Origin of the sequence: Enterobacter cloacae complex sp. IR53041 (assembly GCF_049238285.1) — a bacterium.
Lineage (GTDB): Bacteria > Pseudomonadota > Gammaproteobacteria > Enterobacterales > Enterobacteriaceae > Enterobacter > Enterobacter roggenkampii.
The window spans coordinates 235,869-247,897 of the sequence record NZ_JBMKHB010000002.1 but is presented as its reverse complement, the minus strand read 5'-3'; the positions used below and the strand labels follow the sequence as shown (position 1 = coordinate 247,897).

Annotated in this window: 14 protein-coding genes; 8 read left to right on the top strand and 6 right to left on the bottom strand. The window is 55.7% G+C overall.

Features of this window, described 5'->3' with window-relative positions:
* Nucleotides 1-6 precede the first annotated feature (6 nt).
* The gene (locus ACOTXF_RS02705) at nt 7-903 is read right to left on the bottom strand and encodes an aldo/keto reductase (protein ID WP_021241132.1); all 897 of its coding nucleotides are present in this window, start codon (nt 901-903) and stop codon (nt 7-9) included.
* A 48-nt stretch (nt 904-951) separates the two neighbouring features.
* On the bottom strand, nt 952-1,191 hold the full coding sequence (locus ACOTXF_RS02700) for a DUF1289 domain-containing protein (protein ID WP_008500587.1): 240 nt from the start codon (nt 1,189-1,191) through the stop codon (nt 952-954).
* 149 nt (nt 1,192-1,340) lie between these two features.
* On the opposite strand from ACOTXF_RS02700, the gene eptA reads away from it, so the two are divergent.
* From eptA to rnt, 5 genes are all read left to right on the top strand, one after another.
* Nucleotides 1,341-2,966: a phosphoethanolamine transferase EptA gene (gene eptA / locus ACOTXF_RS02695; RefSeq protein ID WP_045415052.1), complete on the top strand. Its 1,626-nt coding sequence runs from the start codon at nt 1,341-1,343 to the stop codon at nt 2,964-2,966.
* Nucleotides 2,967-3,007: 41 nt separating this feature from the next.
* Nucleotides 3,008-3,607 (top strand): TetR/AcrR family transcriptional regulator, encoded by a 600-nt coding sequence (locus tag ACOTXF_RS02690; RefSeq protein WP_021241130.1) that lies wholly within the window; start codon nt 3,008-3,010, stop codon nt 3,605-3,607.
* 54 nt (nt 3,608-3,661) lie between these two features.
* Nucleotides 3,662-4,759 (top strand): alkene reductase, encoded by a 1,098-nt coding sequence (locus ACOTXF_RS02685; protein ID WP_047745172.1) that lies wholly within the window; start codon nt 3,662-3,664, stop codon nt 4,757-4,759.
* A 100-nt stretch (nt 4,760-4,859) separates the two neighbouring features.
* Nucleotides 4,860-5,267, top strand: coding sequence for a lactoylglutathione lyase (gene gloA / locus ACOTXF_RS02680; RefSeq protein WP_008500591.1), 408 nt, complete (start codon nt 4,860-4,862; stop codon nt 5,265-5,267).
* A gap of 95 nt (nt 5,268-5,362) precedes the next feature.
* Nucleotides 5,363-6,022: a ribonuclease T gene (gene rnt, locus ACOTXF_RS02675; protein WP_008500592.1), complete on the top strand. Its 660-nt coding sequence runs from the start codon at nt 5,363-5,365 to the stop codon at nt 6,020-6,022.
* Nucleotides 6,023-6,097: 75 nt separating this feature from the next.
* Here the strand turns inward: rnt and grxD are convergent, their stop codons facing one another.
* The gene (gene grxD / locus ACOTXF_RS02670; RefSeq protein ID WP_003832760.1) at nt 6,098-6,445 is read right to left on the bottom strand and encodes a monothiol glutaredoxin 4; all 348 of its coding nucleotides are present in this window, start codon (nt 6,443-6,445) and stop codon (nt 6,098-6,100) included.
* 338 nt (nt 6,446-6,783) lie between these two features.
* On the opposite strand from grxD, the gene ACOTXF_RS02665 reads away from it, so the two are divergent.
* Nucleotides 6,784-7,557, top strand: coding sequence for a C40 family peptidase (locus ACOTXF_RS02665; RefSeq protein WP_021241128.1), 774 nt, complete (start codon nt 6,784-6,786; stop codon nt 7,555-7,557).
* Between the two features lie 122 nt (nt 7,558-7,679).
* A complete protein-coding gene (gene sodB / locus ACOTXF_RS02660) occupies nt 7,680-8,261 on the top strand; it encodes a superoxide dismutase [Fe] (protein ID WP_023292633.1) in 582 nt (193 codons plus the stop codon).
* A gap of 38 nt (nt 8,262-8,299) precedes the next feature.
* Here sodB and ACOTXF_RS02655 read toward each other — a convergent pair whose 3' ends face one another.
* Both ACOTXF_RS02655 and ACOTXF_RS02650 read right to left on the bottom strand, forming a co-directional pair.
* Complete coding sequence (locus tag ACOTXF_RS02655; RefSeq protein WP_421635253.1) at nt 8,300-9,466, bottom strand: MFS transporter; 1,167 nt, start codon at nt 9,464-9,466, stop codon at nt 8,300-8,302.
* Nucleotides 9,467-9,629: 163 nt separating this feature from the next.
* Complete coding sequence (locus ACOTXF_RS02650; RefSeq protein WP_008500596.1) at nt 9,630-9,719, bottom strand: YnhF family membrane protein; 90 nt, start codon at nt 9,717-9,719, stop codon at nt 9,630-9,632.
* Nucleotides 9,720-10,016: 297 nt separating this feature from the next.
* Between ACOTXF_RS02650 and purR the strand changes: the two genes are divergently transcribed.
* Nucleotides 10,017-11,042 carry an HTH-type transcriptional repressor PurR gene (gene purR / locus ACOTXF_RS02645; protein WP_014883552.1) on the top strand — a complete coding sequence of 342 codons (1,026 nt, stop codon included), beginning with the start codon at nt 10,017-10,019 and terminating at the stop codon, nt 11,040-11,042.
* Between the two features lie 17 nt (nt 11,043-11,059).
* Here the strand turns inward: purR and punR are convergent, their stop codons facing one another.
* Entirely contained in the window at nt 11,060-11,971 is a 912-nt protein-coding gene (gene punR / locus ACOTXF_RS02640) for a DNA-binding transcriptional activator PunR (protein WP_008500598.1), read from the bottom strand.
* Nucleotides 11,972-12,029: the final 58 nt, after the last annotated feature.

Here is a 12,029-nt window from a genome sequence, read left to right as displayed (position 1 = left end):
GGCGGTTTATGGCACGTCGTAACCCAGCGCAGCCTTGCGGATGCGGAACCACTGCTGGCGGGTCATCTGCAGCTCTTCAGCGGCCAGTGCAGAACGCACGCGTTCAATTTTGCCAGAACCAATAATCGGCAGCGGTTTTGACGGCAGGCGCAGGATCCAGGCGTAAACCACCTGTTCGATGCTCTCCGCGTTCAGCTCGCGGGCGATGGTGTCCAGCTCGTTACGCAGCGGCTGGAATTCATCATCATTGAACAGGCGTCCGCCTCCCAGGCACGACCAGGCCATCGGGCGAATGCGCAGCTGCTGCAGCTGGTCGAGCGTACCGTCCAGCAGCAGCGGCTGGTGTACCGGGGAGATCTCCACCTGGTTGGTGGCCAGGGTAAACGGCAGACGAGACTGAAGCAGTGCAAACTGCGCAGGGGTAAAGTTGGAAACGCCAAAGTGACGCACTTTGCCGCTCTGATGCAGGTTCAGGAAGGCTTCTGCCACCTCATCGGCATCCATGAGCGGGTCCGGACGGTGGATTAACAGCAGGTCGATACGGTCGGTCGCCAGGTTGACCAGCGACTGCTCAGCGCTCTTGATGATATGCGCGCTGTCGGTGATGTAATGCCCAAGGGCGTGTTCCGGTTTTGCCGTGGTGGCAATCCCGCACTTCGTGACGATCTCCATGCGGTCGCGGAGTGCCGGAACCAGCTTGAGCGCCTCGCCGAATGCAGCTTCACACTGATAGCCACCGTAAATATCCGCATGGTCGACCGTGGTAACGCCCAGATCGATATGCTCTTCAATAAAGCTCGCCAGCTGGAGGGGGGACATATTCCAGTCCATCAGGCGCCAGTAGCCCATCACAAAACGGGAGAATTCTGGCCCCTGGGGGGCAAGGGTAATTCGCTGAACCATAACATTTTCCTCGAGGACGTGATGTCATGAGTATACGCAATTACCGTGTTAAAAAAGTGAAGGTTGCTGGGGTTCTTCGGTCTCACCGGCTTTGTTTGCGCGTATTTTGCGCAGAAGACGCTGTCGGCAGAGGCGTAACACCTCCTGCTTTTGCGTGTCACTAAAGTTTTGCCAGTTAAAACGCTCGTCGCGGGTACGCATGCACCCGCGGCAATATCCGCGTTCATCCACCTGACAAATCCCCCGGCACGGGCTCTGGATGGGGAAAAACTCCAGCTGCTCTGCCACACTCACCTCCGGATAACCACTCTCACCTACAGTGAAGACGCTAAACGCGCCACGTGCAAGGCCTTTACCACAGATTTGTGGCATTAAGGTTTCACTAATCTTCCTTCTTTATAGTCGGCCCATCATGACAATGACAGGTTTACCGATCGATGTGGTTAATCAAAAAGTTACAATGTAACGACATTAAATTTACTCTGGGCTGTGCACTCTTTTTTACGTTGATTAATGGGCTGTTTATCCAGCGCAGCTGGGCCATTATTGCCCCTGCGCACCTGCACGACATCCTCTTCGCCGCGTCCGTACCGCTGGTGCTGTTTTGCGGCTGGGTGATTGTCTTTAGCCTGCTGAATATCCCCTATATCCGTAAGCCGCTGCTGATCGTCTTAACGGTCGGATGCGCCGCGGCCACCTACTTTATGTACACCTACGGCGCGGTGATCGATCAGAACATGATTGTGAACGTGTTCGAAACCAACTCTCAGGAAGCGACAGCCCTGGTGACCCCGCAGATGATTCTGTGGATTGTTATCGCAGGCCTCGTTCCCTCCGTGGTGCTGGCGTTGACCCGTATTCGTACCGGGAAATGGTGGTATGCCCTGCTGACGCGCGTCGCCGCAATGCTCGGCGCCCTGCTGGTGATTATCCTGATTGCGGCGCTGTTTTATAAAGATTACGCGTCGCTGTTTCGCAACAACAAAAGCATCGTCAAAATGGTAACCCCGGCCAACTATGTCAGCGCGGTGGTGAAGTACACCAAAATGCGCTGGTTTGCCGGCGATCAAACGCTGGTGCGGATTGGCGAAGATGCCCATAAAGGACCGTTGATTTCCGGCCAGCAAAAGAAAACCGTTCTGGTGCTGGTCGTTGGGGAAGCCTCTCGCGCGGCGAACTACTCCCTGAATGGTTACGATCGTGAAACGAACCCGGAGCTGAAAAAGCAGGATGTGATTAACTTCCCGCAGGCCTCCTCATGCGGCACCGAAACCGCCGTTTCCGTTCCGTGCATGTTCTCGGGCATGACGCGCAGCAAATACGATGCCGACCTGGCTCACCATCAGGAAGGTCTGCTCGATGTGCTCAAGCATGCGGGGATCAACCTGCTCTGGCGCGACAACGACGGCGGCTGTAAAGGCGCCTGCGATCGCGTACCGCATACCGATATGACGCAGTGGAATCTGGATCAGTTCTGCAAAGACAAATCCTGTATTGATGATGTGAATTTCTACCGTCTGGACAACGTGCTGGATGGTCTGAAGCAGGACACGGTGCTGGTTATCCACCTGATGGGGAGCCACGGTCCGGCATACTATCGCCGTTACCCGGACAATTTCCGTAAATTCACCCCTACCTGCGACACCAATGAAATTCAGGATTGCGACCATCAGGCGCTGATGAATACCTATGACAACACCATCCTGTATACCGACAGCATGGTCAGCAAAACCATTGATGCGCTGAAAGCGCGCCAGGCAAGCATGAACACCGCCCTGATTTATCTCTCGGATCACGGTGAGTCACTGGGTGAAAGCGGCATTTATCTGCACGGTACGCCGTACATGCTGGCACCGGAGCAGCAAACGCACATTCCGTTTATGTTCTGGCTGTCACCGGACTACGCGAAAAACTTTGGCATCAATGAACAGTGTTTACGCGACCACGCTGCAAAAAATGCGGTTTCCCAGGACAATTTGTTCTCGACCGTACTGGGTATGATGGACGTGAAATCAACGGTTTATCAACAGCAGCTGGATATTCTGAACGCATGTCGGCAATAAACTCGCTTGCATTAGACCGAACGGTCTATTAGAGTGCGGCCATGAGCAGAAATACTGAACACGATACCCGCGAACATCTCCTGGCAACCGGCGAGCGTCTTTGCATGCATCGCGGGTTTACCGGTATGGGGTTGAGCGAGTTATTAAAAACCGCTGAGGTACCGAAGGGGTCGTTTTATCACTACTTCCGGTCCAAAGAAGCCTTTGGCGTGGCAATGCTGGAGCGTCATTACGCGGGCTACCATCAGCGTCTGGCGACCCACTTTGCGTCGGGTGAAGGAAACTATCGGGATCGTGTTCTGAACTACTATCAGGAAACGCTGAACCAGTTCTGTCAGCAGGGCATTATCAGCGGATGCCTGACGGTCAAGCTGTCTGCCGAGGTGTGCGATCTTTCCGAAGATATGCGCTCGGCGATGGATAAGGGTGCCCGCGGCGTGATCGCCCTGCTGGCCCAGGCGCTGGAAAAAGGCCGCGACGAAAAAACGCTGGCCTTTACCGGCGACCCCTTAATGCAGTCTCAGGTGCTCTATTCCCTGTGGTTAGGGGCCAATCTGCAGGCAAAAATTTCGCGCAGTGCCTTGCCGCTGGAAAGCGCCCTGGCACATGTGAAAAACAGCATTACTGCGCCTGGCGTATAACGGGCGCTTTTTATTTACTTTATTACTAGTCGACTGGTCTACTCAGGAGTCTTTATGTCAGCTGAAAAACTGTTTACCCCATTGAAAGTGGGTGCCGTCACGGCGCCAAACCGCGTGTTCATGGCTCCGCTGACCCGTCTGCGCAGCATTGAGCCGGGTGACATCCCAACCCCGCTGATGGGCGAATACTACCGTCAACGCGCAAGCTCTGGCCTGATCATTACGGAAGCCACGCAGATCTCTGCTCAGGCGAAGGGTTACGCCGGTGCGCCGGGCCTCCATAGCCCGGAGCAGATTGCCGCATGGCAGAAAATCACCGCGGGCGTTCACGCTGAAGAGGGCCGCATTGCGGTTCAGCTGTGGCATACCGGTCGTATCTCTCACAGCAGCATCCAGCCTGGCGGTCAGGCACCGGTCTCCGCGTCGGCCCTCAGCGCCAATACCCGTACGTCCCTGCGCGATGAAAACGGTAACGCGATCCGCGTGGATACCTCTATGCCGCGCGCGCTGGAGCTGGACGAAATCCCGGGGATTGTTAACGACTTCCGACAGGCCGTGGCCAACGCCCGTGAAGCCGGCTTTGACCTGATTGAGCTGCACTCCGCGCATGGCTATCTGCTGCACCAGTTCCTGTCACCGTCGTCAAACCACCGCACCGATCAGTACGGCGGCAGCGTCGAAAACCGCGCCCGTCTGGTGCTGGAAGTGGTGGATGCGGTATGCAAGGAGTGGAACCCGGACCGTATCGGGATCCGCGTCTCCCCAATTGGGTCTTTCCAGAACGTCGACAACGGCCCGAACGAGGAAGCGGATGCGCTTTATCTGATTGACGAGCTGGCCAAACGCGGTATTGCCTATCTGCACATGTCCGAGCCTGACTGGGCCGGCGGTAAGCCTTACACTGAAGCCTTCCGCCAGAAAGTGCGCGAGCGCTTCCACGGCGTGATCATCGGTGCAGGTGCCTATACCCCAGAGAAAGCCGAAGACCTGATCGGCAAAGGGCTGATTGATGCCGTCGCGTTTGGCCGCGACTACATCGCCAACCCGGATCTGGTTGCCCGTCTGCAGCAGAAAGCGGCGCTCAACCCGCAGCGTCCGGAAAGCTTCTACGGCGGCGGCGCGGAAGGCTACACCGACTACCCTTCTCTGTAATCTCGCCATTGTTCATTGATAGCGGCGACACTTCGCCGCTATACTAAAACATCGTTTCTGTTCAAAAAGCTTTTTTATTCCATTGGTTAATGAGGAAATTATGCGCCTACTTCACACCATGCTGCGCGTTGGCGACCTGCAACGTTCAATCGATTTCTACACTAACGTCCTGGGCATGAAGCTGCTGCGCACCAGCGAAAACCCGGAATACAAATACTCGCTGGCGTTCGTGGGTTACGGCCCGGAAACGGATGAAGCGGTGATCGAGCTGACCTACAACTGGGGCGTTGACAGCTATGAGCTGGGCACGGCCTACGGCCATATCGCGCTGGAAGTGGACAACGCGGCCGACGCGTGCGAACGCATTCGCAAAAATGGCGGTAACGTTACGCGCGAAGCGGGACCGGTAAAAGGCGGCACCACCGTGATTGCGTTTGTGGAAGATCCGGACGGTTACAAAATCGAGCTGATTGAAGCCAAAGACGCCGGTCGCGGTCTGGGCAACTGATCCCTCAGGGCGCAACGTGCGCCCGTAGTTTTACTGCATCACCCCGCAAAATTTGCCATAATGCGCTCTGCTTTTTCCCCATGTAAGAGACCCTGATGTCCGATAACGCTCAATTTAGCGGTCTGTGCGACCGTTTTCGTGGTTTTTATCCCGTTGTCATTGATGTAGAAACAGCCGGATTTAACGCTAAAACCGATGCGCTGCTCGAAATTGCCGCCATCACGCTGAAGATGGATGAACAGGGCTGGCTTACACCGGACACCACGCTGCATTTCCACGTTGAACCTTTCGAAGGGGCAAACTTACAGCCGGAAGCGCTGGCGTTTAACGGTATCGATCCGCATAACCCGCTGCGCGGTGCCGTCAGTGAATATGATGCGCTGCACGCCATTTTTAAAATGGTGCGCAAAGGCATGAAGGAGAGCAACTGCAGCCGCGCCATTATGGTGGCTCATAACGCCACCTTCGATCACAGCTTTACCATGGCCGCCGCCGAGCGGGCCGCGCTCAAGCGCAACCCCTTCCACCCGTTTGTGACCTTCGATACCGCCGCGCTGAGCGGCCTGGCGCTGGGACAAACGGTGTTATCAAAGGCCTGTATTACGGCTGGCATTCCGTTCGATGGCACGCAGGCGCACTCCGCGCTGTATGACACGGAGCGTACCGCAGAGCTGTTCTGTGAGATCGTCAACCGCTGGAAGCGTCTGGGTGGCTGGCCGCTGCCGATGGATGATGAGGCCGAGCGCCAATCGTAGGTCGGGTAAGCACAGCGCCACCCGACAAAAAAAAAGCGACCACATAGCAGGTCGCTTTTTTATTTCCGCAGAAAGTTACTCTGCGTCCGGCTCTTCCGTTTTGTACTTCGCCGCGGTTTCTTTGATCAGCTGCTGCAGTTCGCCGCGCTGATACATTTCAATCAGGATATCGCAGCCGCCAACCAGTTCACCGTCTACCCACAGCTGTGGGAAGGTCGGCCAGTTCGCGTACTTAGGCAGCTCAGCGCGGATGTCCGGGTTCTGCAGGATATCAACGTAAGCAAAACGCTCACCACAGGCAGACAGCGCCTGAACCGCTTGCGCGGAGAAGCCGCAGCTTGGCAGCTTTGGAGAACCTTTCATATACAGCAGAATCGGGTTTTCAGCGATCTGGCGCTGGATTTTTTCAATAGTGGTGCTCATGTCTTGCTTCCTTTAACTTCTGTTACGGCATTCGTCTGACATTGTAGCGGTTCAGACTGGCATCGGAAAATAACATTTTTGTCACGTATAGACATTCTACTCCGAGTGATGAAAAGTTGCATTGCAAATGGTGTTTACCCCTGCGTCAGCCAGGGTTTTGCTTAGGGAATGGGCAAATGTACGACAGAACGATGAATTTTTTTGCACTTGCTAACGAAACAGGATCGTAGATTGAAAAATGCTATTAACTTTCTGGCTTTTTATGGATTAGAATCGACGGGCTTTGTAAATCACACGCGGGTATTATTGATGACCTGCATTTATCAGGGGACTGCCCAGTGGCGCGGATAAATAAAATCTCGATCACGCTCTGTGCTTTACTGTTTACTTCACTCACCTTCACGCCAGTGGCAAACGCCTCTCAGCAGGCGCGGCATTCTGCTGTACAAAAAAACCATCTGGTGAAAGCCACAGAACGTAAGAAAAAAACCACCGCTAAGAACGACAAGAAAAAGACAACCACACAGACTAAAAAAACCGCTTCCAGCAAGACGAAAACCACCTCTTCCCGCACTGCCCACACCGCCAAAAGTAAAGCTTCGCAAACCGCCGCTAACCTCGTGACTGAAAAATGCATCGCGCGTAAAGGCCATAAGGCGAAATGCACCAAGGTCACCAAAATAGCGGAAGTGCATAAAGTGCGCGTCCAGAAAGCGCAAAAAACCGCAATGAACAAGCTGATGGGACAGATTGGCAAACCGTATCACTGGGGCGGGACTTCGCCACGTACCGGTTTTGACTGCAGCGGCCTCGTCTATTACGCCTATAAAGATCTGGTCAAGTTCCGCATTCCGCGCACCGCCAACGAGATGTACCACCTGCGCGATGCTTCCCCGGTCAACCGAGGAGAGCTGGAGAACGGCGATCTGGTCTTCTTCCGCACGCAGGGTCGCGGGACGGCTGACCACGTTGGCGTCTATGTCGGCAACGGAAAATTCATCCAGTCACCGCGTAGCGGCCAGGATATTCAGATCACATCGCTCAGTGAAGACTACTGGGTGCGCCATTACGTCGGCGCGCGTCGCGTGATGACGCCGAAAACCATTCGCTAACCCTTACCCTGCCACACCCGTGGCAGGGTAAGTTCCTCTTTTGCATACCCTTTCAATTTGCTATCCTGTCCTTGTTGTCTGTGTGGTTATTGGCAACACAAAATACAATAAGGAGAGAAGCAATGTCGTTCGAATTACCTGCACTACCGTATGCAAAAGACGCCCTGGCCCCGCACATTTCTGCGGAAACCCTGGAATATCACTACGGCAAGCATCACCAGACGTACGTCACCAACCTGAATAACCTGATCAAGGGCACCGATTTTGAAGGCAAAACGCTGGAAGAGATCGTGCGCAGTTCTGAGGGTGGCGTATTCAACAACGCCGCTCAGGTGTGGAACCACACCTTCTACTGGCACTGCCTGGCGCCAAACGCCGGTGGCGAACCTGTCGGTGAACTGGCTACCGCCATCAACGCCGCCTTTGGCAGCTTCGCGGAATTCAAAGCGAAGTTCACCGATGCCGCCATCAAGAACTTCGGTTCAGGCTGGACGTGGCTGGTCAAAGAGGCGGATGGCAAACTGGCTATCGTGTCTACCTCTAACGCAGGCACCCCGCTGACCACCAGCGCGAAGCCGCTGATGACCGTGGACGTATGGGAACACGCTTACTACATCGATTACCGCAACGCGCGCCCTAACTACCTGGAGCACTTCTGGGCACTGGTTAACTGGGACTTTGTGGCGAAGAACTTCGCCGCGTAAGAGACACGCAGAAGGGTTCGCCCTTCTGCGTTTTTGGTTTATTCCGCAGCGCAGGCTGCTTCTGGCTGTTTACGACCCGACATCATCACCAGCAGCAGACCGAGCGCGGCAATAATCGCACCCATCACCGGCACAAAACTGTACCCCAGCCCACCGGAAATCACGGCCCCACCGGCCGCCGCACCGAGCGCATTGCCCAGGTTGAAAGCACCAATATTGACCGAGGATGAGAGGCCCGGCGCTTCATGCGCGACGCGCATCACGCGCATCTGCAGCGGTGGCACCACCGCGAACGTTGCAGCCCCCCAGACGACCATTGCGATCGCGGCACCAAACTCGTTACGCGCCAGCCACGGAATGGCGATCATGATAACAATCAGCAGGGTTAAGAAGCCCTTCAGCGTTCCGCTCACGGAACGGTCGGCAAATTTCCCGCCGAGATAGTTACCAATCGAGAAGCCCACGCCAATCAGCACCAGCATCGCGGTAACGAAGAGAGGCGTTGCGTGGGTGATATCGTGCAACACCGGTGAAATATAGGTGTAGAGGGTAAACATCGCCCCTGCCCCCAGCACGGTGGTCAGCAGCGCGGAGAGCACCTGCGGGCGCATCAGCACCGCCAGCTCCTTACGCACTTCCGGACGTTCTCCGGCGCTGCCCTTTGGCAGGGAGAAGAACAAGGCCACCATCGCGACCACGCCCAGTCCGGCCGTCGCCAGGAAGGACATCCGCCAGCCAATGACCTCGCCCAGCCAGGTTGCCGCAGGAACGCCGCCGATGTTAGTGATGGTCAGGCCCATAAACATGGTGGCTACGGCGCTGGCCTGCTTGTGTTTCGGCACAACGCTTGCCGCCACAACCGACCCCAGCCCAAAGAACGCGCCGTGGTTAAGGCTGGTCAGAATACGCGACAGCATCAACGTGGTGTAGTCCGGCGAAATGGCCGAAAGCACGTTGCCGAGGGTGAAAATCGCCATCAGGAAAATCAGCGCATTGCGGCGCGCGCGGTGTGAAAGAAGAAGCGTCATCAGCGGCGCCCCCACCATCACGCCAATGGCGTAGGCGCTGATTAACATGCCGGCCGCAGGGATCGAGACGTCCACGCCGCGGGCGATAACGGGCAGTAACCCCATCGGGGAAAATTCAGTGGTGCCAATCCCAAAAGCGCCAATCGCCAGGGCCAGCAGGGGAAAATTGATTTTCATGCGTCAACTCCGGATGCCGTGTCATGTGGTGACACAGAACAAAGAAGCGGAAAGCATGACATCAATCACAAAAAATGAGAAGTTAACAAAATGGCAAAAGATTTTTGCCTTAGGAGTAACAATCGGGGATAGCGGGAGGGAGAAGGCTCTCCCTCCGCGTAAATCAGTGCAGCGCGGCCGTCAGACCCGCCGCGACAATCAGAGCCAGCACAACCACGGTGGTGAACAGCGAAAACTTCAGATCGGAACTCATCAATTTTTCTCCTTTTAATCCCCCCACGAAAAGTGAGCCTGCTCATTTTTGCATAATTTACGTCAAAAATCTTCCTGGATTTAGGCTGATAAACACTTTACCTCTTCCCCTTTTCATCAAGATAGGACAAAATTCCACGCTAAATTTATTAGCGTACCGGCCATTGACCCCCTCCTGACGTCCCGTGTCGTTTTCCCGGCGTGCCGCAATTCAAGATTGCGTGATAAGGGTGAGAGAAGGCAAACGTTTACCTTCAAGTTTTTCAGGAGTTTAGGATATGGTCTGGAGTGACATTTAATGGCAACAATTAAAGACGTAGCAAAACGCGCAAACGTTTCCACTACAACCGTATCACATGTAATTAACAAAACCCGCTTCGTGGCGGAAGAGACGCGCAACGCCGTCTGGGCTGCGATCAAAGAGCTGCACTATTCGCCAAGTGCGGTTGCGCGCAGCCTCAAGGTTAATCACACCAAATCCATTGGATTGCTGGCGACCAGCAGTGAAGCGGCCTATTTTGCCGAGATCATTGAAGCGGTAGAGAAGAACTGCTTTCAGAAAGGCTATACCCTGATTCTGGGCAACGCGTGGAACAGCATAGAAAAACAGCGCGCCTACCTGTCGATGATGGCGCAAAAGCGCGTCGATGGCCTGCTGGTCATGTGTTCCGAGTACCCGGAATCCGTGCTGTCAATGCTGGAAGAGTATCGCCATATCCCCATGGTGGTCATGGACTGGGGTGAAGCGCGCGCGGACTTCACCGACTCCGTTATCGACAACGCCTTCGAAGGCGGTTACATGGCGGGTCGTTACCTGATCGAACGCGGTCACCGCGAGATTGGCGTGATCCCCGGTCCGCTGGAGCGTAACACCGGCGCGGGCCGTCTGGCCGGTTTTATGAAAGCAATGGAAGAAGCGCTGATCACCGTGCCGGAAAACTGGATCGTGCAGGGCGACTTTGAGCCGGAATCAGGCTACCGCGCGATGCAGCAGATCGTTTCCCAGCAGCACCGCCCGACCGCCGTTTTCTGCGGCGGTGACATCATGGCCATGGGCGCACTCTGCGCCGCCGATGAGCTGGGTCTGCGCGTACCGCAGGATATTTCCGTGATCGGGTATGACAACGTGCGTAACGCGCGCTTCTTCACCCCGGCGCTGACAACCATTCACCAGCCAAAAGATTCGCTGGGCGAAACGGCCTTCAATATGCTGTTGGACAGGATCGTCAACAAACGCGAAGAGTCGCAGTCCATTGAAGTTCACCCGCGCCTGATTGAACGCCGTTCCGTTGCGGACGGTCCGTTCCGCGACTACCGTCGTTAATCCCTTGACGGGGCCAGCTACGCTGGCTCCCGTAACCATTCCCGGTTTAGGGTTTCGCTGTCTCCCAGATAATCCAGCAGCCAGGCCATGGCGGGCGAGACATCATTTTGTTGCCAGGTCAGGCAGCAGGCTGCGTCCGGGAACGGATTCTCCAGCGTCAGTTCAACCCATTCTCCGGTATCGATGCGTGGACGCGCAAAATGAGCGGGCACCATCGCGACGCACAGCCCGGCGCTGAGGCACGTCGCCGATGATTCCCAGTCAGGAGCCACCACCCGCCGCTGGTTATCCAGAAGCCAGGTGATACGCTTGGGCAATGAACGGGACGTATCCTCCAGCACCAGCGACGGCCAGTTGCGCAGCGTATCGTCGCTCAGCGGACCTTCCATCGCTGCCAGAGGATGATCGCTGGCCACCACGCATTTCCAGCTCAGCATACCCATGTCGCGAAAGGCGTAACGTCCCCCGACCGGGATCGCCTGCGTCGCGCCAATCGCCATCTCCGCCCTGCCGTCCGCCAGCGCATCCCAGACGCCGTTGAACACCTCCTGCGAGACCCGTAGCTCGACGTCAGAGAAATGACGATAGAAATCCACGATCATTTGTCGCGTGCGTTCCGGCTTCACGATGTTATCTACCGCGATGGCGAGATGCCCCCGCCAGCCGTTGGCGATCTGCTGACACTGTTCGCGGGTGATCTGCATTTTTTTGATAACAGAACGCCCTTCTTTCAAAAACCATGCTCCGGCGGGCGTTAATTCCACGTCGCGATGCCGCCGTTCAAACAGCGGAACCGCCAGCCACTCCTCAAGCTGACGCACCGTGTAGCTGATGGCCGAAGGGACGCGGTGCAGCTCCTGCGCTGCACCGCTAAAGCTGCCGTTACGCGCAACAGCATCGACCACTTCAAGAGAATAATCTGACCACATTTTCTGCCTGCAAAAAATTTGAATGCACCCGCCAAATATTAGCGTTTCACAAGCCGCT

Coding starts and splice junctions, on each gene's coding strand:
- purR (WP_014883552.1), top strand. CDS start 10,017: ATGGCAACAATTAAAGACGTAGCAAAACGCGCAAACGTTTCCACTACA.
- ACOTXF_RS02655 (WP_421635253.1), bottom strand. CDS start 9,466: ATGAAAATCAATTTTCCCCTGCTGGCCCTGGCGATTGGCGCTTTTGGG.
- ACOTXF_RS02705 (WP_021241132.1), bottom strand. CDS start 903: ATGGTTCAGCGAATTACCCTTGCCCCCCAGGGGCCAGAATTCTCCCGT.
- ACOTXF_RS02685 (WP_047745172.1), top strand. CDS start 3,662: ATGTCAGCTGAAAAACTGTTTACCCCATTGAAAGTGGGTGCCGTCACG.
- sodB (WP_023292633.1), top strand. CDS start 7,680: ATGTCGTTCGAATTACCTGCACTACCGTATGCAAAAGACGCCCTGGCC.
- ACOTXF_RS02690 (WP_021241130.1), top strand. CDS start 3,008: ATGAGCAGAAATACTGAACACGATACCCGCGAACATCTCCTGGCAACC.
- gloA (WP_008500591.1), top strand. CDS start 4,860: ATGCGCCTACTTCACACCATGCTGCGCGTTGGCGACCTGCAACGTTCA.
- ACOTXF_RS02650 (WP_008500596.1), bottom strand. CDS start 9,719: ATGAGTTCCGATCTGAAGTTTTCGCTGTTCACCACCGTGGTTGTGCTG.
- eptA (WP_045415052.1), top strand. CDS start 1,341: ATGTGGTTAATCAAAAAGTTACAATGTAACGACATTAAATTTACTCTG.
- grxD (WP_003832760.1), bottom strand. CDS start 6,445: ATGAGCACCACTATTGAAAAAATCCAGCGCCAGATCGCTGAAAACCCG.
- rnt (WP_008500592.1), top strand. CDS start 5,363: ATGTCCGATAACGCTCAATTTAGCGGTCTGTGCGACCGTTTTCGTGGT.
- punR (WP_008500598.1), bottom strand. CDS start 11,971: ATGTGGTCAGATTATTCTCTTGAAGTGGTCGATGCTGTTGCGCGTAAC.